At 67.3% G+C, this 20,609-nt stretch carries 18 protein-coding genes; 9 read left to right on the top strand and 9 right to left on the bottom strand.

The features are described from left to right. Positions 1–101: 101 nt before the first annotated feature. Together WCE59_RS05565 and WCE59_RS05560 are read right to left on the bottom strand one after the other, a co-directional pair. Positions 102–3,401, bottom strand: coding sequence for an ankyrin repeat domain-containing protein (locus tag WCE59_RS05565; protein ID WP_343257741.1), 3,300 nt, complete (start codon positions 3,399–3,401; stop codon positions 102–104). Then, the gene (locus tag WCE59_RS05560) at positions 3,394–3,666 is read right to left on the bottom strand and encodes a YcgL domain-containing protein (protein ID WP_343257911.1); all 273 of its coding nucleotides are present in this window, start codon (positions 3,664–3,666) and stop codon (positions 3,394–3,396) included. Before WCE59_RS05560 ends, WCE59_RS05565 begins: the two co-directional genes overlap by 8 nt. A gap of 390 nt (positions 3,667–4,056) precedes the next feature. Here WCE59_RS05560 and WCE59_RS05555 point away from each other — a divergent pair, with 390 nt between their 5' ends. Then, positions 4,057–6,420 (top strand): S9 family peptidase, encoded by a 2,364-nt coding sequence (locus WCE59_RS05555; protein ID WP_343257740.1) that lies wholly within the window; start codon positions 4,057–4,059, stop codon positions 6,418–6,420. Positions 6,421–6,632: 212 nt separating this feature from the next. Here WCE59_RS05555 and WCE59_RS05550 read toward each other — a convergent pair whose 3' ends face one another. Beyond that, positions 6,633–7,211, bottom strand: coding sequence for a cysteine dioxygenase family protein (locus tag WCE59_RS05550; protein ID WP_343257739.1), 579 nt, complete (start codon positions 7,209–7,211; stop codon positions 6,633–6,635). Between the two features lie 131 nt (positions 7,212–7,342). On the opposite strand from WCE59_RS05550, the gene hemF reads away from it, so the two are divergent. The 4 genes from hemF (at position 7,343) to WCE59_RS05530 (ending at position 12,110) form a co-directional block, all read left to right on the top strand. After that, positions 7,343–8,269, top strand: coding sequence for an oxygen-dependent coproporphyrinogen oxidase (gene hemF, locus WCE59_RS05545; RefSeq protein ID WP_343257738.1), 927 nt, complete (start codon positions 7,343–7,345; stop codon positions 8,267–8,269). A 211-nt stretch (positions 8,270–8,480) separates the two neighbouring features. Beyond that, positions 8,481–10,205, top strand: coding sequence for a CHASE2 domain-containing protein (locus WCE59_RS05540; RefSeq protein ID WP_343257737.1), 1,725 nt, complete (start codon positions 8,481–8,483; stop codon positions 10,203–10,205). Further along, positions 10,202–10,630 carry a hypothetical protein gene (locus WCE59_RS05535; protein WP_343257736.1) on the top strand — a complete coding sequence of 143 codons (429 nt, stop codon included), beginning with the start codon at positions 10,202–10,204 and terminating at the stop codon, positions 10,628–10,630. The genes WCE59_RS05540 and WCE59_RS05535 overlap by 4 nt, the downstream gene beginning before the upstream one ends. Before the next feature lies 1 nt (position 10,631). Then, positions 10,632–12,110 carry a M48 family metallopeptidase gene (locus WCE59_RS05530; protein ID WP_343257735.1) on the top strand — a complete coding sequence of 493 codons (1,479 nt, stop codon included), beginning with the start codon at positions 10,632–10,634 and terminating at the stop codon, positions 12,108–12,110. Positions 12,111–12,300: 190 nt separating this feature from the next. Here WCE59_RS05530 and WCE59_RS05525 read toward each other — a convergent pair whose 3' ends face one another. Both WCE59_RS05525 and WCE59_RS05520 read right to left on the bottom strand, forming a co-directional pair. Continuing rightward, positions 12,301–13,416, bottom strand: a complete 1,116-nt coding sequence (locus tag WCE59_RS05525) for an MraY family glycosyltransferase (RefSeq protein ID WP_343257734.1) — start codon at positions 13,414–13,416, stop codon at positions 12,301–12,303. A gap of 197 nt (positions 13,417–13,613) precedes the next feature. Further along, positions 13,614–14,636 (bottom strand): NAD-dependent epimerase/dehydratase family protein, encoded by a 1,023-nt coding sequence (locus tag WCE59_RS05520; RefSeq protein ID WP_343257733.1) that lies wholly within the window; start codon positions 14,634–14,636, stop codon positions 13,614–13,616. A gap of 141 nt (positions 14,637–14,777) precedes the next feature. Between WCE59_RS05520 and WCE59_RS05515 the strand changes: the two genes are divergently transcribed. Continuing rightward, positions 14,778–15,329: a DUF2058 domain-containing protein gene (locus WCE59_RS05515; RefSeq protein ID WP_343257910.1), complete on the top strand. Its 552-nt coding sequence runs from the start codon at positions 14,778–14,780 to the stop codon at positions 15,327–15,329. Positions 15,330–15,403: 74 nt separating this feature from the next. Here WCE59_RS05515 and WCE59_RS05510 read toward each other — a convergent pair whose 3' ends face one another. From WCE59_RS05510 to WCE59_RS05495, 4 genes are all read right to left on the bottom strand, one after another. Then, entirely contained in the window at positions 15,404–15,988 is a 585-nt protein-coding gene (locus WCE59_RS05510) for a serine O-acetyltransferase (RefSeq protein WP_343257732.1), read from the bottom strand. 222 nt (positions 15,989–16,210) lie between these two features. After that, on the bottom strand, positions 16,211–16,669 hold the full coding sequence (locus tag WCE59_RS05505) for a VanZ family protein (protein WP_343257731.1): 459 nt from the start codon (positions 16,667–16,669) through the stop codon (positions 16,211–16,213). After that, positions 16,666–17,814, bottom strand: coding sequence for a glycosyltransferase family 4 protein (locus tag WCE59_RS05500; RefSeq protein ID WP_343257730.1), 1,149 nt, complete (start codon positions 17,812–17,814; stop codon positions 16,666–16,668). The genes WCE59_RS05505 and WCE59_RS05500 overlap by 4 nt, the downstream gene beginning before the upstream one ends. A gap of 3 nt (positions 17,815–17,817) precedes the next feature. After that, positions 17,818–18,864, bottom strand: coding sequence for a Fic family protein (locus tag WCE59_RS05495; protein ID WP_343257729.1), 1,047 nt, complete (start codon positions 18,862–18,864; stop codon positions 17,818–17,820). A 377-nt stretch (positions 18,865–19,241) separates the two neighbouring features. Between WCE59_RS05495 and WCE59_RS05490 the strand changes: the two genes are divergently transcribed. From WCE59_RS05490 to WCE59_RS05480, 3 genes are read left to right on the top strand one after another with little or no spacing between them, the layout of a single operon-like run. Continuing rightward, the gene (locus WCE59_RS05490; RefSeq protein ID WP_343257728.1) at positions 19,242–19,538 is read left to right on the top strand and encodes a hypothetical protein; all 297 of its coding nucleotides are present in this window, start codon (positions 19,242–19,244) and stop codon (positions 19,536–19,538) included. Continuing rightward, on the top strand, positions 19,531–20,031 hold the full coding sequence (locus WCE59_RS05485) for a toxin-antitoxin system HicB family antitoxin (protein ID WP_343257727.1): 501 nt from the start codon (positions 19,531–19,533) through the stop codon (positions 20,029–20,031). The genes WCE59_RS05490 and WCE59_RS05485 overlap by 8 nt, the downstream gene beginning before the upstream one ends. Positions 20,032–20,046: 15 nt before the next feature. Beyond that, entirely contained in the window at positions 20,047–20,547 is a 501-nt protein-coding gene (locus WCE59_RS05480; RefSeq protein WP_343257726.1) for a hypothetical protein, read from the top strand. Positions 20,548–20,609: the final 62 nt, after the last annotated feature.

Here is a 20,609-nt window from a genome sequence, read left to right as displayed (position 1 = left end):
CGTGGCCGACGCGGGGGATGCGTGGTTCGTGATGAACGCCGGGGCGCATGATTCGCAGGGCGTCGGGGGCGTAGCCCCGACCTACGCGGCCGACACCCGGCTCAGGTCTGGTCGCGCAGGAAGCGGGCCATGGAGACGCCGGGCTGGGCGTTGGCCGGGGCGAGTTCGGCGGCCAGGTCGATGAAGCCGCGCATGACGGCGATCTCGCGCGGGGTGCGGTTGAGGGTGTCGCGCAAATCGGGATCGGCGCCGGCGCGCAGCAGGCGGCGGGCAAGATCGAGCAGACCGTGCAGGCCGGCCAGGTGCAGGGGTCCAAATCCACGGGCGTCCTGGGCTTCCAGCGACACCTCTTCGTCCAGCAGCTGGCTCAATGCCGCGCCTACCACCGCTTCATCACATGTGGCGCCCGGCTCGGCGCGTGCGCCCAGCAGCAGCAGCAGCGGCGTCACCCCGCCGCTCGCCTCCGCGTCCGCCTGGGCATCGGCCAAGAGCAGGGTGTCGAACAAGGCGACCAGGCGCGGCCGGTCATCGCTGGTGAAGCCGTACAGGGCGGCGCAGTGCAGCGCCGTCAGCTCCTGGGAATCGGTGGCGTGCACATCGGCGCCGGCGGCCAGCAGCCGCGCACAGAGTTCCGGCAGGCCAAGCGCGGCGGCCAGCATCAGCACGGTCACTTCCCCAGGCAGGCGCTGTTCCAGGCTCGCACCCTTTTCAAGCAGACGGGCGACTACCTCGGCGTGACCCATGCTCACCGCAGCCGAAAGCGGCGTGGCCCCGGAGCTGGCGGCCAGCTGCAGATCGGCGCCGCGCTCCAGCAGCAGCTCCACCACGAGTTGATGACCGCCGCCGGCCGCGCGCAGCAGCGCCGAGCAGCCCTGCGGGTCCACCACATCCACGTCGAAGCCCAGCACCAGCAGGCGCCTCACGGCGTCGGCATCGCCGGCCATGGCGGCGGCGGGCAGGTCTTCCGGCTGCAGCGGGCGACGCGGCAGCGGCCAGCCACGCCAGTCCAGCCAGTCGGCGATATCGCGCCGTCCGCCGGCCAGCGCCACGCCCAGCGGGGTCTGGCCATCGGCCGCACGCACGCCGGGGTTGGCGCCGTGGCGCACCAGCGCGCGCAACGCGGGTTCGCGCCCCAGCGCGGCGCTCAAATGCAGGGCGGTCATGCCGCGACCATCTCGCGCATCCAGGTCGACGCCGGCCAACACCAGCGCTTCCAGCAGCCGCATCCAGCCCAGCCGCACCACCAGCGACAGCGGCGGATCACCTTCTGCCGAAGCGGCAAATGGATCGGCGCCGCGCTGCAGCAGTTCCAGCCCCAGCTGCTCAAGCCCACGCGCGCCATGATCGCCCCGCACGCAGGCCGCGAGGAAGCGCGCCAGCCCACCGGCACCGGCCGGAGACACGTTATGACGCAGCAGCGCGCGCAGCGGCTCGATCGCACCCGGCCCCCGGGCCAGCAGGGTGAACATGGCCGTATCACCCAGCGCGCCCTCGCCGTCGGCGCCCTGGCGCACATCGGGGTCCGCGCCATGCGCCATCAGCCAGTCGATCCGTTCCGCAGTGACCGCAACCTCATCGTCCAGCAGCAGTCCGCCGAGCTCGTGCGGGGTCAGCAGCGGCACCAGTTCGTCCAGCCGATCCAATTTCGCTTCGCCCAGGCCATCGCGCAGCAGCGACAGCGGCGCGCGGTCCGGCACCTCGTCCTGACCGTCCTCGGGGCGCACGCTTGAAGGCAGCGCGTAGTCCGGATCAAGCAGGCTCACCAGCGACCAGCGCCCGCTTGCGGCCGCATGCTCCAGCGGCCGCTTGCCCTCCGCGTCGGCCAGCTGCGGATCCACCTCGAGCTCCAGCAGACGGCGGACCAGGGGCGGCGACGGCGTGGCGGCAAGGCAGGCCAAGGCCAGCGCGCTACGGCCTTCGGCGTCCACCAGCATCGGATCGGCGCCGGCTTCAACCAGCGCTTCCAGGGTCGCCAGGCGGCCACCGCGGGCAGCCTCCAGCAGCGGCGTGCGCTCCTGCCCGTCCTTGATTTCCAGATTGGCACCCGCGCCCACCAGCTCGGCGACGATCTCCGCGTGCCCGGCGAATGCGGCACGGTGCAGTGCCGTGGCACCGCTGCGGTCGGCGCTGTCGGGCGTGGCCTTGTAGCGCAGCAGCAGCTGCACGCCGGCCGGGTCGTCGTCTTCACCACCGGCGGCGGCCACCAGCGAAGGGGTGGCCTCTTCAATCTGCGCGCGCGCACCGCGCTCCAGCAGGAACCGGGCCAGGCGCCAGTTGCCGGCCATGCAGGCCACGCCCAGCGGGGTCAGGCCGTCATGGTTGAGCGCATCCACATCGGCCGCGGCGTCACGCAGCAGCGCCACCACGCCGGGGTCGGAGCTGCGCCCCGCGTGATGCATGGGGGTATTGCCTTCGCGATCGGTCGCGGCCGGATCGGCACCGTTGGCGAGCAGGGTCATGACCGCGTCCGGACGGCCGTGCCAGCTGTCGCGGGTGGCGGCCAGCAGCGGAGTCAGGCCCCCGTGCGCGGCATTTACATCCACCCCGCAGGCAATCAGTTCACGCAGCAGACGCAGGTCGGGCAGCACCGCCGCCAGCACCGGCAGGGTGCGCTGGTCGCGATCGTCCGCGGCCGGCAGCGCGTGCGGATCCGCGCCCTGGGCCAGCAGTTCAAGCGCCCGCTCCACGCGCCCCCGGCGGGCAGCCGCGTACAGCGCCGCCTGCAGATCACCTTCCTCCGGCTCCAGCTCCATCGGCGCCGGTTCGCCGGGCATTTCGATCACCTGCATCGGCAGTCTGTCGGGCGCCGGCAGCCGCTGCAGCAGCACATGCACCAGCGGCCAGACCAGCAGGCCCAGTCCCGCCAGGACCCAGCGCGCGCCGCCTTCCACCAGGCCCGGCCAGACCAACAACAGCTGCAGCACCAGCGCCACGGTGACCATGCCGGCCAGCCACGCGCCGCGCGTTGCGGAAGCATCGCGATCAGCCAGCACGCGCCACGCCGCCGCGACGCTGTCGCCATCGCGCTCCACCGCGTGCCACACCGGCCACGCCCGCCACAGCGCCAGCACGCCGATGCCGGCCACCGCGCTCAGCGCCAGCACCGCGCCCAGCGATTCGCTTTGCAACAGGATGGACAACGGCCACGCCGCCAGCAGGGCGGCCACCGCGCCGGCGACGCCCCACAGCAGCAGCAGGTTGCCCAGATCCCTGGCCAGCAGCGCCCGTGCCGGTGCCGGCCCGGTGCCGCGCCACCAACGCACCGCCAGGGCGAAGGCCGGCTGCGCCAGCCAAGTGGCGAACACGGCAGCCAGGCTTCCCAGCCCGGCCAGCAGCACCAGCAGCGCACCCATCACGAAAGCGGCGACAGCAGGCCCGCGCCTTGAAATCGACTCAGGCATCGGTGCCCCAGTCCTCCGTCATTGGATCGTCAGCGCGCGAAGGCGGCACCTGCAGATGGAATCCGCGGGCAACCAGATTGGCCCGCACCAGCGCCGGATCCTGGGTGGCCAGCTTGCGCTCCGGAGTCAGCTCCACGTGCAGCACAAAGTGCAGCTTGCCCAACGGCTCACGGACCGGCGCGGGCAGACACTCGAAATCATCGCGACGGGCCAGATACACATAGGTATCCGCCTTGCGGAGGCTTTTATATACGTAGGCGTGCATGGCCAGGACAGGAGAAAGGGCGACAACCATCAGGATTGTGCGTGAAATGGACGGTATGGGGAACCGGAGCGGGCTCGACTGCGGCGCAAAAGCGCCCCCAAGCCCGGAAAACCGACGCTCCGGGGCGACGTGAAATGTCCAATGCCGTCACATTTTCACACCTCTTTCACGCGAAATGCGACCGCCGTCGCGCTTTACCCTGAACCCCAGTGGTACAAAGTTCCCCGCAGGGACCTCCGGAACTTTCGGGGAACAGGGATGTTGAACACGGACGTTGACCAGGGGCGCATGCGCCCCTGTTTTTTTGCCTCGCATCCGGGACGTTCGGGCCATCCGGCGTCTGTAACAGGCTGGTAATCTGGCGCGCTTTGCACCCACCCGCTGAGCGCCATGATCCGACTTCTCCCGCTGTCCCTCCTGCTGTTTGCCTCCTCGCTGGCCGCCCAGCCGGCCCAGGTCCTGACCCTGGACCGCGTCATGGACGACCCGGATTGGATCGGCCCGCCGGTGGAACAGACTTGGTGGTCGCTGGATGGCAGTCGCGCTTACTACACGCTCAAGCGCGAAGGCAGCCCGATCCGTGACACCTGGATGCAGGACCTGGCCAGCAACCAGTCGACCCTGGTGGAAGGCGCGGCCCGTGCCGACATCGACGGCATGCAGCCGGTATATGACGCCACCCGCGCCCGCGCCGCATTCGTCCGCAATGGCGACGTGTTCGTGCGCGACCTGCGCAATGGCGCGCTGGAACAGCTCACCCATGGCGGATCCAGCGCCGCCGCGCTGCAGTGGAGCCACGACGGCGCACTGATCTGGCGTATCGGCAATGACCGTTGGCAGCGCTGGAACACCAGCGGCGTGACCGAAGCCGCGGTGCTCCGCGCCCTGGACGATCCGGACAAGCCGGCGCGCGCGGACCAGCTGCGCGAGCACCAACTGCGCCTGTTTGACACCCTGCGCACCGAGCGCATCCAGCGCGAGGCCCGCCGACAGCAGGAAGCCGACTGGCAGCGCGAAGACCCCACCCGCGCCCCGCCGCCGGTGTACCTGGGCGGTGATGTCTCCATCGCCGGCAGCGCGCTGTCACCCGACGGCCGCTGGCTGTTGGCCGCCACCACGCCCAAGAACGCCGACCGCGGCCAGGGCGGCAAGATGCCGAAATTCATTACCGAATCGGGCTACGAGGAAACCGAGGACGTGCGCATCCGCGTGGGCCGCAACGATCCCGCGCCGATGACCTTCTGGCTGGTGGACATGCAGGAAGGCACCCCGCGCAAGCTCGACCTGGATTCCCTGCCCGGCATCTCCGACGACCCGCTGGCCGACCTGCGCGCCGCCGCCGGCAAGGACCCGCTGAAGGGCTCGCGCCCGGTGCGCCTGGAAGGCTTCGGCAGCCACACCATGCGCTGGAACGCCGACGGCACGCAGGCCGCGCTGATGCTGCATTCAGTCGACAACAAGGATCGCTGGCTGGCGGTGCTGGACCCGTCCAGCGCCCAGCTCGACACCCGCCACCGCCTGAGCGACCCGCAGGGCTGGATCAACTGGGGCTTCAACGAATTCGACTGGATGCCGGACAATCGCACCCTGTGGTTCGTCTCCGAGCACAGCGGCCATGCGCACCTGTATCTGGCCGCCAACGGCCGCCCCAACGCGCTCACCTCGGGACAATGGGAAGTCTCCGACCCGGTGCTGTCCGCGGACGGTTCGCGTTTCCTGTTCGTGTGCAACCTCAGCGCCCCGGTGGACTACGAAGTGTGCGAAGTGCCTGTCGAAGGCGGCCAGGCACGTGAGCTGACCAACCTCGACGGCGTCAACGATTTCGCCGAATCCCCCGATGGTTCGCGCCTGCTGCTGCGCCACTCCTCCGCCTATGTGCCGCCGCAGCTGGCGGTGATGAACGCTGACGGCAGCGGCCACCAGGTACTCACCGACACCCGCAGCGAGGACTACAGGGCATACCAGTGGCTGCAGCCGGAAATCGTGCAGGTGCCATCCAGGCACGGCGCCGGCAGCATCTGGGGCAAGTACTACGGTCCAGCTGAAATGGAACCCGGCCGCGAGTACCCGATCGTGCTGTTCGTGCACGGCGCCGGCTACCTGCAGAACGTGCACCACCGCTGGCCCACGTATTTCCGCGAGCAGATGTTCCACAACATGCTGGTGCAGCAGGGCTACATCGTGCTGGACCTGGATTTCCGCGCTTCGGCCGGCTACGGCCGCGACTGGCGCACGGCGATCTACCGGCAGATGGGCCATCCGGAACTCGAGGACTACCTGGATGGCATCGACTGGCTGGTCGAACAGCGCCAGGGCAAACGCGACCGGGTGGGCATCTACGGCGGCAGCTACGGCGGCTTCATGACCTTCATGGCCCTGTTCCGCGAACCCGGCACCTTCAAGGCCGGCGCCGCGCTGCGCCCGGTGGGCGACTGGCACCACTACAACCACCCCTACACCGCCAACATCCTCAACACTCCGGATATCGACCCGGAGGCGTACCTGAAGTCATCGCCGATCGAATACGTGGAGAACCTGCAGGACCACCTGCTCATCGGCCACGGCATGATCGACGACAACGTCTTCTACCAGGACTCGGTGCACATGGCCCAGCGCCTGATCGAGCTGCGCAAGGACAAGTGGGAAGTGGCCAGCTACCCGCTGGAACGCCACGCCTACCAGCACGCCGACTCCTGGTATGACCAGTACCGCCGCATCCATGAGCTGTTCGAACGCGTCCTGAAAGACGACTGACGCCCCCCTTGTAGGAGCGCGCCATGCGCGCGAAGCCGCGTGACACCTGGCTGCGGGGCGGGGCTTCGGCCGCCGCACCGTGTCCGAGGCTTTTTCGAGCCGCCCGGATTCACGCGGCTTCGCGCGCATGGCGCGCTCCTACATTGGGCCGGCCGGCCCCGTACGACGAAGGTGGGGGCGTTCACCCCCGGCGGCCCGCCGCCGTATCGGGGTCAAACGGTGCCGAGCATCACCCGCTGCGGGCGGTAGAGATTGCCTTCCACGTGGGTGTAGCGCTTCACGTGGTCCAGGTGTTTGCCGTACACGTGCAGCGACACGGCCACCTCGTGCGGATCGGCATTGCGGCACTGGTGCAGATCCTGCGGTGGCACCAGGCCGATCACGCTGCCGGTCTCCAGCACGTGGCCGCCGTCGGGCTCCAGCTCCGACAGCGCCCGGTGCTGCGCCTTCAAGCGGTAGTCGTTCACCTCCAGCCGGCCGCGCAGTACCGATTCCACGCCCCAGGTATCGCCGTGGTCATGCACGGTGCTCACCTGCCCGGGCGCCCAGGTGATGGCGATCACTTCGTAGCCGTGTTCGCGCGAACGGTAGAGTTCGCGCCGGGCGTGCTCATCCGGGTGGGTTTCCAGCAGCCATTCCGGCAGCTCCAGGGGGCCGGCCAGCAGACCCCGCAGCCCCTTCACCAGCTTGTTTACCGCCTTGACCGGCTCGTCCGCACGCATGGCCGCATTGCTCAGCACGATCACGTCATCCAGCAGCGGAAACGGCGCTGGCGGAGGGGTGATTTTCATCAAACTCATGTCGTTCTTCTGCATCAAGGGGCGGCCACCATAGCCGGGCAATGTTCAACTCTTCGTAAACATCCGTGACCGCTGCGCTACACCGCCAAGCGACCCCGGCGCGGGCCGCCTACAATGCGTGGATGAACGATCTTTCCCACGTACGCGACTACCTCACCGGCCTGCAGGACCGGATCTGCGCCGCCATCGAAGCGGCCGACGGCAAGGCCCGATTCATTGAAGACGCCTGGACCCGCGAGCCCGGCAACGGCCCCCTGCTGGGCGGCGGCGGGCGCACCCGCATCCTGCGCGATGGCGGGGTGTTCGAGCAGGCCGGCATCGGGTTTTCCGATGTGTCCGGCACCCAGCTGCCGCCCTCAGCCACCGCCGCCCGCCCTGAGCTGGCCGGCACCGCGTGGCGCGCCATGGGCGTTTCGCTGGTTTTCCACCCGCACAACCCGTACCTGCCCACCACCCACGCCAACGTGCGCCACTTCCGCGCCGAGCGCGATGGCGAAACCGTGGCCTGGTGGCTCGGCGGCGGCTTCGATCTCACCCCTTTCTACCCTTTCGACGAAGACGTGCTGCACTGGCACCGCGTGGCCCGCGACCTGTGCGAGCCCTACGGCGGCCAGGCGCGCTACGACGCGCACAAGAAGTGGTGCGACGACTATTTCTTCCTCAAGCACCGCGATGAAACCCGCGGCGTGGGCGGCTTGTTCTTCGACGACATGAGCGGGGATTTCGACAACGAATTCGGCTACATGCAGGCCGTCGGCGACGGCTTCCTCGATGCCTACCTGCCCATCATCGCGCGCCGCAAGGACACTCCGTACGGCGAGCGCGAGCGCCAGTTCCAGCTCTACCGTCGGGGTCGCTACGTGGAGTTCAACCTGGTGTTCGACCGCGGCACGCATTTCGGCCTGCAGTCGGGCGGACGCACGGAATCGATCCTGATGAGCCTGCCCCCGCTGGTGCGCTGGGAGTACGGCTTCACCCCGGAACCCGGCAGCGACGAAGCCCGCCTGGCCGACTACCTCAAGCCCCGCGACTGGCTGGCCGAACTGTAGCTACCCGCCACGCGCCCGAACGGCCTGATCCACCCCTGTAGGAGCGCGCCATGCGCGCGAAGCCGCGTGACGATCGGTTTGTGGGGGCGGTCCCGGGCACAATTGCATTGGCGCGAAGTGTGAGCGCATTCAGTTTACAAATGTGATGCACGCCCATTTCCCGGGGTAGGATTGGTCGACGCCGACTCGGCTGACATCGGAACAGGGGCCGATGGAACCAAGGGATCACAGGGACCGATTCTTTGCCTCGCAGCTGGGGCAGGCGCGCGCAGCGCTGGGCAAGCTGTTGCGAGCGATCATCCGGCTGCTGCCCAGTGAACCACCTGTTCGCGCCCCCGATGGGCTGCGCGGTCTGCCGGAAATCTTCCACGGCATGGGCTACGGGCTCAGGCTGAAGTTGCAGGAAGTCCCCGGCTGGTTCAGACCCGCAGTCGCCGCCTCCGGTACAGCCGAACGTCCGCTGGAATCCGCCCCGGAAGACGCCGCGCCAACACCGGCCACCCGCTGTCCTTGGCTCTGGACCCGCCGCACGCTGTCGGTCGCCCTCGGCGCGGCGGCGGTCATGTTCGCCTGGGCCGGGCTGCTGGCCTGGCTCGATCCCTTCGGCCTCAACCGCAACACCGGCCAGTACTCCGAGCACCTCAACGCGCGCCTGGAAGCGCCGTTCTACGACTCGCGCGCCCAGGGCGACATCGTCATGGTGCTGATCACGCCGGAGACGCTGAAGGATCGCGGCTACGGCTGGCCGCCGCGCTACGAGTACTACGCCGATGCGGTGCGGCGGATCCTCTACGATTCTCCGCGCGCCGTGTTTGTCGATGTGCTGGTGCGCCGCGAGCGGCAGGAAGACAACACGCTCGAGTACGCCCGCGGGGAACTGGACGTGCTCACCCGCGAGACCCGCATCCCGGTGCTGCTCGGCACCGAGCGGCCCGGCGCGCCCTCGCTGTTTTCCGAGGCGCACGGGGTCGATGTGGCGCCGATTGCCTGGATGGGCGCGGGCAGCGACTACCCGCTGCGGCTGACTGACGCCAACATTGTGCCGTGGTCGCACGCGGACGCACCGGAGACGCTGACCGACAGCCAGCGCGAATCAGTGGCCCTCAGGCTCTATCGTTTCGCCTGCCCGGGCATGCTTGATGATGGCGTCGCAGTGGACCCCAAGCTGGACAGGCTGCCGGGCTGCAACCCGTCGAGGAATCCGTGGACGCTGCCCGCAAACCCTGCCCCGATGGTGGTGCAGTGGGGCCAGCAGCGTCCCTGGCCATGGCGCGATCAGCCTGGCCGCACGGAAGACCTCCAGGCCCTCGCTCCCACCAACGCCTGTTTTGCCGAAGCGCCCGATCCCGGCCGTGCCTGGCGCTGGGCACGCACCGGCGGCGCCCTGGTATCCGGCCTGTTTTCCGGCCTGAATCCCGCAGCCATCGAAACCAGCCGCGAGCGCTGCCCCTACACCCTCACCGTCGCCGAACACCAGGTCGAAGACCTGCCTGAGGGGTTTCTCAAGGACCGCATCGTCATCCTCGCCGTCGATCTGCCCGGCGTGGAGGACAGCGTGCTCACCCCGGTGCACCGGCGCGTTCCGGGCGGCTACCTGCATGCCATGGCGCTGGACAACCTGATGGACCGCGGCGGCGATTACCGCTACCGCGATGAAGGTATGAGCCGGGTGGTGAGCAGCCTCGCCGGCCTCAGCCTGTGCCTGGCACTGGCCCTCATCCTGCGCGGCCACCGCCGCGGCCTGCCCATCGTGCGCTGGGCTCTGCTCAGCCTTGCCGGATTCACCGTGGGCCTTGCCACCTGGTGGTCGCTCACCGCCCTCAGCCTGCCGGCCCCCAACTGGGTGGTCGCAGCCCTCCTCTTCGCCTACACCGCCTGGCGCGTCACCGCCAGGATGCGCGCACCCACCCCGTCCCAACGAGGAGTTCAGCCATGACCAGCCACCGGAACAACAGGATCTTCCCAGCGCTTGCCGCCCTCGCGCTGGCCATGGCAACCGGCCAGGCGATTTCCACCGGCACGCCCGCAACCCCGACCGTCGAGGGCTGCACTGCACCTAGCCAACCCCTCCAGGTCATGGACCTGCGACGTGACCACGCATACCGCTTCGTAGCCGAAGGCGACAGCTTCCGCCGCAGCGACCGCGTCGATGCCTCCAGCCTGCAGCTGCCCGCCCAGGTTGTATGCGAAGCCCGCGGCACCTACGTGCAGATCGGGACCGCCGACGGCCCCATCTGGCTTGAACGCATGCAACTGGTGCTGGATCAGGCGAAACAGGTCAAGGCCGACTGCCCGCCCGGGCTGTCCAGCGTCGGCGACCGCATGATCGCCGGCACCTCAGGTGTCGGCGAGGGCTGCTGACATGCGCCGCTCCGTCCTCGCACTCGCCGCAGCCGCCTGCCTGCTGGTGCCACCCACAGTCCAGGGGCAGTGGAAGATCGGCGACCGCACCATCACCCGCAACGACTTCGACACCGCCCGCCAGCTGTGGATCGTCGGGAGCGAAGTGCTGAACCCGGACCAGGTGCCCGACACCTTCGACGCCCTGCGCCAGTCCTACGGCGTGATGGGCGACGAGCGCCTCGATGGCCATCTCAACCAGGTACTTTCCCGCCTGCAGTCCAGCTGGCACGAGGCGCCGGTTCCTGCGCGCGTGTACGTCTCGCCTGATCCCGCTTTCCGCGCCTTTGCCACCGTGGATGGCGGCATCATCGTGGCCGCGGGGATGCTCGCCAGCATGGAGTCGGAAGACGAAGTCGCCGCCCTGCTGGCCCACGAATACGCCCACCTGCTGCTCAACCACAACGCACCCACCGTACTCGAGAGCCTGGCCCGCCGGTTCAGCGGCGCGGCGGAGGTCTACCTCAGCCAGCGCCATGGCATGCCGCAGGGCGATCCCAGCACCCGGCTGGTGCGCGACCTCATGGCCCGGCACGTGGTGGCCGAGAGCATGCAGACCGCGATGGCACCCGCGCGCAGCCGCCGCGACGAGAACAGCGCCGACGCCCTGGCCATCGACCTGCTGGTCGCCGCCGGCTACAGCCCGGTCGGCATGGCCGACGTGCTCGGGCGCATGGAGTCCTGGGAAGCCCAGCTGCAGGCCCAGCGCCAGGAACACGAACACCGCCAGACCACCTTGGAGACCGTGGTTACCGCCCACGCCACCGGCACCCGCATCGGGATGGAAGCCCAGAGCAGCGGCAAGCGGATATTGGGCGCCGCCATCAGCGGCGCGTTCGCGGGCGTCGGACAAGGCATGCAGCGCCTGCGGCGCCAGCACGACACCCCGGCCGCGCGCCTGGACAAGGTGCTCGATCACCTGGACCGCGCCCACCCCGACCACGACCGGCCGGAGCTGCGCCCGCTCCCCTGGGCTGGCGACAGCCGCGTCCAGGGATTGCTCGCGGAGGTGTCACAAGTGCACCAGCTCAACCGCGTCATTGAGCAGGAAGGGTCCGGCGCGGCCGTGCCGCTGGCCGATCAGATCCGCCGCGGCCCCGCCGCCGCCATTCCCTTCGCACGCATGAGCCTGCTGCGCCTGCAGCTCAACGGTCCGTTGCGCAACTGGGAAGAGGACGCACTGCAGGAGCTGCAGCAGCCCGACTCCCTCTACCAGGCCCACTTCATGGTGCTCGACGAGCTTGGCGAGGCGGGCAACCAGCGCGCGGTGCAGGCACTGGAGATCAGCCGCCAGAGCCTGGGCGACAGCAACCTGCTGCTGCCCCACTCCGTGCGTCTGTACCAGCGCGCTGGCGAACGCGACCGCGCCAGCGAATACGCCCTGCGCTGCAACGCCACCGGAGACGAAGACCTGCAACGCGCCTGCCAGACCCCAATGTAGGAGCGCGCCACGCGCGCGAAGCCGCGTGAATTCAATCCCCGCGGCGCGGCTTCGGCATCCACATCGGATCCGAAGCACCGACCCGCCCGACAGTTCGAAACGATCGACGCGTCACGCGGCTTCGCGCGCATGGCGCGCTCCTACACAGGCCGCACATCGCGCCGACCCCAGCGACACCCCCCCGGCAGGGTCAGCCGCTGTGCGGCACGTTCGATGCGTCGCCGTCAGTCCCGGAGCGCACGGCACCGAACACCGGCAGCCGGCGCAGCACGCGGAAAAACGCCAGCACCCGCGCACGACGGGCGCTCAGCCAATACCAGAACACGCACAGCACCAGGAAGGCCACCAGGATCACCGGATGCGGCACGTCAAAGCGCATCGCCTGGCCCGCCAGCAGTCCGCACCCCAGGCTGAAACCCGCCAGCGCCACCGCCGCCTGGGTGGGACCGAAGCCCGCGTCCTGCATGAAGTGATGGATATGATCGCGCCCGGCCGAGAACGGCGAGCGACCCTGGCGGGTGCGGCGCACCGTCAGCACCAGGCAGTCCATGATCGGAATCGGGATCAACCACAGCGCCAGTACCGGGCTCACCGGATGGCCGGGGTTTTGGGTCAGGCGGAACACCACCCACGCCACCACCAGCCCCAGGAACGCGCTGCCCGCATTGCCCATGAACACCTTGGCCCGCGCCTGCCACGGGAAACGCATGTTGTAGAGCAGAAACGCACCCACCGCCCCGGCCACCACCAGCGAATGCCGGCTCAGCCCCATGTTGCCCGCGTACACCGCAGCGGCCGCCAGCATCACCAGCGCCACCGCCACCAGCAGCCCGGCCAGCCCATCGGCGCCGTCGATCATGTTGACCGCATTGATGATGCCAATCGTCGCGAACACGGTGAACGGCACCGACAGCCAGCCCAGCGCCAGGTTATCCAGCCCGAACACGGGTCCGATCTGCTCCACCCGCACCCCGGCCCCGTACACCATGATCAGCGCGGCCAGCACCTGGGCCACGATCCGCCAATACCAGCGCAGATCGTAGCGGTCATCGGCCAGGCCCACGCCGGTCAAAAGCACCGCCGCCACCAGAAACGACACCAGCGTATCCGTGGCGAAGCTGCCCCTCGTCACCAGACCAACCGCCACTAACGCGGCCGCCATCGCCAGCCCGCCGGTAATCGGCGTCGGATGCGCATGATCCTTTCGCCCCTTGGGGTGATCCAGCAGATTCAACCGGGGCGCCAGCGGATGCAGCAGCTTCAGGACTATCCAGGTAATGGCCGCTGCTCCCAATGCCGCCAACATCCCTGTATCAACCGACCAATCCATCACTTGCCACCAGTCCAAATTCGCGCCAATCAGGCGAGCAAAAACGGGCCAACTGATGCGCCCGAAACGTAAGCCATCGATATCACAACAGGTATTTCGACCCCGTGACCATCCCATCCATCACAAGGGACAACTATGTGACGCGCGGCACGTTTTAGCCAGCGGAAGCTGCCTCAGCCAAGGTGCCGCACGTACCAAGGCATGGCTTGCGCCAAGCCCGCGGCCAGGTCGTGGGTGGGCGCATAGCCCAGCAATTCGCGGGCGGCGCCGACATCGGCCAGTGAGTGGCGCACATCGCCCGGCCGGAACTCCCGGTGCACCGGGTCACGCGTGTATTCCACGCCATTGGCCGCCAGGGTCGAGCGAATCGCCGCAAACAATCCCTTCAGTGTGTTCCGGTCACCCACCGCCATGTTGTACACCCGCGTGCGGGCGGTATCGGGTGCCAGCGCCGCCAGCAGGCTGGCCTGGATGGCGTTGTCCACATAGGTGAAATCGCGGCTGGTCTCGCCATCTCCGTTGATAAACACCTCTTCCCCGCGGATCATCGAGGCCGTCCACTTGGGGATCACCGCCGCATACGCGCCTTCCGGGTTCTGGCGCCGGCCAAATACGTTGAAGTAGCGCAGCCCGATGCTCTGGAAGCCGTAGGTCTTCGCAAACACATCCGCGTACAGCTCGTTCACGTACTTGGTCACCGCGTACGGCGAGAGCGGCTTGCCGATGTTCTCCTCCACCTTGGGCAGCGCTGGATGATCGCCGTAGGTGGAGCTGCTGGCCGCATAGGTGAAGCTGCCCACCTTCGCGTCGCGCGCCGCCACCAGCATGTTGAGCATGCCGTCGATATTGGCCCGGTTGGTGGCGATGGGATCGGCGATCGAGCGCGGTACCGAGCCCAGCGCCGCCTGGTGCAGCACGTGGTCCACGCCTGCGCAGACCTCATGGCAGGTGGCCAGATCGGTGATATCACCCTGGAAAAAGCGGAACCTGTCCCACTGCCCGGCCGTCACCAGCCCCTGCACCTCGTCCAGGTTGTGCTGGAAGCCGGTGCTGAAGTTGTCCAGCCCCACCACCCGCTGGTCCAGGCGCAGCAGCGCCTCCAGCAGGTTGGAACCGATGAAGCCGGCACAGCCGGTCACCAGCCAGGTGCGCGGCTGCTCAAGCAGCGTCGTGCAAACGGAATCAAAAGCGGTCATCGGCGGGTCCCTGCAACAGTGCGCACATTATCCGCATTTACGGAATCCATGCGTCCCGTAGGTCGGGGCTACGCCCCCGGCGCCCCGCGAACCGCACGCGTCGCCGGTATCATGGGCATCCGTTCCAGCAAGGCACCGGACATGGCAAAGGGCAACCCGCTGCAGCAACAGCTGCTCAAGGCCGGACTGGTCAAGAAATCCAAAGTGGCCGAGATCGCCCGCCAGCAGGTCAAGGCCCGCCACGGCAAGGCCCCGCCCACGGACGCTGACATCCAGCGCGAGGCCGAGCGCGCCCGCGCCGAGAAGGCGGAACGCGACCGCGCCATCGAAGCCGAGCGCAAGGCCAAGGCCCGTCAGGCCGAAATGCGCGCCCAGGCCCGGCAGATCATCCAGGACCGCAAGGTTCCGCGCAGCGGCGAAAGCGAATACCGCTTCACCGCCGACGGCGCCATCCGCACCCTGCTGATCGACGACGACCAGCGCAAAAAACTCGCCGCCGGCGCCCTGGTCATCGCCCGCCTCGACGACCGCTACGAACTGCTCCCGCGCGTGGCCGGCGACAAGGTGCGCGAACGTGATCCTGCCCTGGTGGTCCTCGACCATGGCCAGGCCGAAGGCGCCGACGGCGCCCTCAGCGATGAAGACGCCGCTTATTACGCCAAGTTTGAAGTGCCTGACGATTTGATCTGGTAACCGAGCCGACGCCTCGCTGCGTGGCCAATGGTCACGCGGCTTCGCGCGCATGGCGCGCTCCTACAGAGGGCGGGTCAGTTGGTCGCGTCGTAGTCAGTCCGGTTCACATACCCCTGCGAGCCGCCTGCATGGACCTTGGCCGGCACTCCGACCGCCACGGAGTTGTCCGGCACATCCGCAATCACAACCGCATTCGCGCCGATGGCCACGTTGTTGCCGATCCGCACGCCGCCGACGATCTTCGCGCCCGGAGCAATGTAGACGTTGTCGCCAATAACCGGCACGCCCACGCGCGCGCCGCGGTTTGACTGCCCGATCGTCACGCCCTGGGAAATATTGCAGTTCCTGCCGATCACCGCATCCGGGTGGACGATGATCCCGCCGAAGTGGCCGATATAGAACCCGGGTCCGATCCGCGTGTGCTCGCTGATGGAAATCCCATAGCGGAACTTCGCCCTGCGCAGCAGCAGCCACACCAGCGCATACAGCGGAAACCCCGGCCTGCCCCAGCCCCTCACATAGCGCGCCGCCCTGAGCCAGACGTTGTAGGTGAACGCCTCGCCGAAGAAGAAGTGTTTCAGAAACGCCCGTGGCGAATCCGTCCCGGCAATCCGGTACAGGTCCGACAGGATCAGATACCGGAACTCGTTGAATTTCACCGCCCCCTCCCGGCTCCCTCCCTGGCGAATGCTGCCATCGGAGCCTACGGAGATAGACGGCTATTCCGGATGGGCACGGACAGCAGCTGGTGCTGTAGGAGCGCGCCATGCGCGCGAAGCCGCGTGACGTTTGGCCATGCCGGGTGGCCTCGGCCACCGCGCCGAGGCCGAAGCCCCGCAGCAACGACAGAATTCACGCGGCTTCGCGCGCGTGGCGCGCTCCTACAAACGCTTGGCCAGTTTGCGGATGAGGATGGCCAACAGGACGCCAAGCACACCACCGGCAACATTCAACGCCGCATCTGCCAGGCTCGGCTCCCGACCATCCGTCAGCCACTGAGCCAACTCCGCGGCCACGCCAAGCGCCGCGATCAGCACCAAGCCCGTCCAGCCGCGCATCCTTGCCTGCCCCAACCAGATCAGCAGGCCCAGCCAGGCAAAGACGATGATGTGGACCCACTCCGGCGGATTGAACGGGGTGGCGCGAGTCAGGCGATAGAAGCGATGTACACGATCCGTGCCCACCAGGTTTCCAAGCATCTCTGTCGGCAGAAACAGGAGCGCCGAAACCGCGAGCGCCGATGCCACCAGAAGAATTGCGACCAACGGATGACTGCCACGAGCGAGCAGGGCCGCCACACCGATAGCCAACACCGCCAGCAGCACATCTGAGCCGGTCATGGTTGGGCCTGGAGTTCGCGATACACGGCCATCGTCCGCTCGATCACGATCTTCTCGTCAAATTCGGCCAGCGCCTTCGCGCGGGCGGCCTGGCCCAGGCGGGCGGCAAGTTCCGGATCATCCTGAAGCCTGGCAATCGCTCCTGCCAGCGCCTCCGCATCGCGCACCGGCACCAGCAGACCGTCGATTCCGTCGGTCACCACTTCCCGACACCCGGGTACATCGGTGGTGACCAGAGGCAGTGCACAAGCGCCCGCTTCAATCAGCCCCTTCGGCAGGCCCTCGCGGTAGCTGGGCAACACCACCATGTCGACCGAACCGAACAACGCGGGCATGTCGTCCACATGGCCAAGCCACTCGACGATGCCTTCGGCCACCCATTCGCGCACAGCTTCTTCCGGAACAGCCGCGGGGTTACCCGGGTCGGGATCACCGGCAAGCAGGAACTGCAGCGGCCTGCCTTCTCCAAGCAGCTGCCGTGCGGCAGCGATGTACTCAGCGACACCCTTGTCCCAGAGCAGGCGCGCGGCCAGCACCACGCGCAGCGGACGATCTTTCGCCACATTCGGCTCCCGTGCGAGGAAGCGCGAGCAATCCACGCCTGATCCCGGGATCAGGCGCACATGCTCGCGCTCCACCAGCTTGGCAGCCTCAAACAGCGCCACGTCGTCGGGGTTCTGCAGCACCAGCCGCGCATTGCCGCCATCCAGGGCCGCGCGCAGCAGCGCACGCACCAGCGGGCGCAGCACGTGGGCTTTGGTGTCGTTACTGGTGAACACGTACCCCATGCCGGCCACCGCGTTGACCCGCGCCGGCACCCCGGCCACGCGCGCCGCCAGCGATCCGTACACGGCGCACTTGATGGTGAAACCGTGCACCAGCGCCGGGCGCTCCCTGCGGAACAGCGAGACCAGCCACGCCAGCAGTTTCGCCTCGCGCAGCGGGTTGAGGCTGCGGCGATCCATCGGCACCGGCTCCCAGCGCAGGCCGAGCGCGCGCAGCCTGTCGCCGTACGGGCCGGGGGGCGAGATCAGCAGCGGCTCGTAGCCAGCATCACGCAACGCCAGCGCCAGCGAACGGCGGAAGTTGTAGAGATACCAGTCGGTGTTGGCGAACAGGATCAGCTTCATCGGTGCGGCACCCATGGATCAGGCGTCTCCATACGCGATGTCGAAGATTGGGCGTGAAAAAAAGTACCTGGGCGTCACCGAAGGATCGCCCCCGGCCAGGATGCCGAGGTCCACAAGCCGCGTCACATCGGTCTTGGCGGTGGGATAGGTCACCTCGGTGACGGACGCCAATTGCGGGATCGTCAGCATCGGGGCACTGAACAGACGCTCGACGATGCCCGTCAGCCGTGCACTACCGCCGCTGGAGCGGGCGCGGGCAAGGAAGTCAGCGCGCAGCGCGACAAGCTGGTCGATGCGCCGCACGGTGTCGCGCGCCTGCTCAACGACGCCCTGCAGGCAAAACATCAACCAAGCCTCCCATTGGCCATCTGCGCTGATCATAAACAACCGGTCAATGTACTCATCCTTGTGGCGCTCGAAGAACGCGCTCATGTACAGCCACGGGCTGCCCAGGCCCAACCATTGGCAGATCGTCAACGACAGCAGCAGGCGGCCAATGCGTCCATTGCCGTCGCGAAACGGGTGGATGGCCTCGAACTGGTAGTGCGCCATGAACGCGCGCAGCAGCGGGTCCACCGTGGATTCCGCGTGTTGGTACTTCTCGAATGCGTCCAGGCAAGCGGGCACCTCACCCGGGGGCGGGGGGATAAACCGGCCACCAACGCCTACATGCACCTGGCAGTCGCGGAATACACCCGGCCGGCGATCATGGCCACGCACCCCGCCCAGCAAGGTCTGATGCATTTCCCGGATCAGCCGCAGCGACAGCGGCAGCCCCCCAGCCATCAGGTCCATGCCCTGCTGCAGGGCACGGCCGTAGTTGGATACCTCCCGCCAAGCGTTGACCCGGTCCTCCCGGGAGGTCGGCTCGCGCGGATCCATCTGGTACAGCAGCAGCTCCTCCGGCGTGGCGTAGGTGCCTTCCATGCTCGATGAACGCAAAGCTTCGCGCTGCTGCAGTGGCGCCAGCAGCAGCTGCGGGTTCACCAGGTGGCGGCCAACGCCATCCAGCCGTGCCAAGCCCTCGCGCGCCTCCATCAGCAGCGGCCACATCGCCGGCGGCATGGTCCAGTCCGTCAGCAGGGGATCGGGGACAAAGGCTACGTCTGGGCGCGGCGATGTGATCGCGAACAGCCTTCCCAATTTGTTGTCCGTAAAGCGCTTTGTGTCCATGGAGTGAAACAGGCTTTAGCCAGAAGAGCGGAGTTAAAATTATAACGCAGATATTTTAATAGACTGCCGTGGGCTAAAACCGCCCCGCAGCCGGCCAATGCGCCTGCGCCGGGAAGCACAATATATGGGCGTCACTACCTCACCTTGACCCTATATGCGGGTGTGCGGGCTGCCGGCACGGGTTAAAGCATCGTGGCGCGCTCCGACAGGCTGCGCACTTGCACAGCCATCCTCACGCTGTACACTGATGACACCACATATGGTGTCACATGCCAAGCAGCCCAGTTGACGACGCGATAGCAGAACTGGAACAGCGCAAGCGGAGCACGCGCTGCAGCGAACTTGTCTCCGTCCTCGCTGGACTCGGCTTTGAAGTCCGGGACGGCTCACGCGGCGGACACAAGGTTTACACGCATCCGCATCTCAAAGACTTCACAAGCGACGGCATCAACTGCGACCACGGCAAGAACCCGCAAGTCAAACCCGCATACGTTGCCAAGGCAATCCGCAACCTGAAACGACACAAAGACGAACTGGAAAGAATCCTGGGGACCGACCATGACTGACGCACACGCCTACAACATCACCATCAGGAAGGCCGTCATCGAAGGAGAAGATATCTACGAAGCCCGAATCCGCGAGCTGCCCGATGTCACCGAGTACGCCGACACGGCCGAGGAAGCCCATGCCCTGGCGATCGACACCATCGAGACCACCGCGACGATCCTGGCTGAGCGCGGCCAGGCAATGCCTGTCCCCTACGTGCCCGCCGATGATTACAGCGGGCGGGTCACCCTCCGCCTGCCTCGCAGCCTCCACCGGGCCTTGGCAGAGGCCGCCGATAGCGAGCGCGTGAGCCTGAACCAGCACCTTGTCGGCATCCTGACGTACGTATGCGGTATCGGCCATGGCGTAGCCGCGCAGCAAACCCTCGGGCTTGGCTGGAATGAACAGAACGTCGGAGCCTATTCGCGCTCTCGCCGTACCACCTGGACACGCCGACTTCGAATTTCAGAAAGCCGGGACCTGTCAACGCACCCGTCGGCAGTGGAAGTGTAATCAGGCAGCCCCTTCATGGACAAAGAACTGCTCAAGCAGGCGCAGCAACGGCTCCGGATCCGGGATGTCTACCAAATCGCATCGCACGCCAAGCTGGCCGAGGGGTACGATCCGACCCAGGATTCAGGGGAGCCGCAGCCCGTCATCCAGTTCAAGCACCAGGTACGGGAAAGCGTCGTGCTGGAGCCGGACAACGACAGCGATGCGCCGGACCTTTTTCGCGTCTACATTGACCTCGGCGTGCGCTGGCGTTTCGCTGATGAAGATGAAAGCGACGACGTTTACTCGGAAATTTCAGCAACGTACGTTTCGGAGTACGAGATCCACGAAGAGATCGAACCCGATGCATTGACCGAGTTCGCCCTTCATAACGCGAGCTTCCATGTGTGGCCCTATTTCAGGGAATACGTGGCAAGCCAAAGCCAGCGGATGAACGCTCCGAAGCTGACGGTGCCGATGATGAGGTTGGCGTCGAACCGACCAGCCCATGCCAGCGTGAGAGAAACAGATGGCTAAAGATCACTTTTTCGATGAAGCATCGTCCTGAAACTGCGGCGCGGACGAACCGCGAACCTCTG

This window comes from Luteimonas qiangzhengi (assembly GCF_039548515.1).
Taxonomy (GTDB): Bacteria; Pseudomonadota; Gammaproteobacteria; order Xanthomonadales; family Xanthomonadaceae; genus Luteimonas.
The sequence above is the reverse complement of the archived record's forward strand: the minus strand, read 5'-3'. Positions and strand labels throughout refer to the sequence as shown.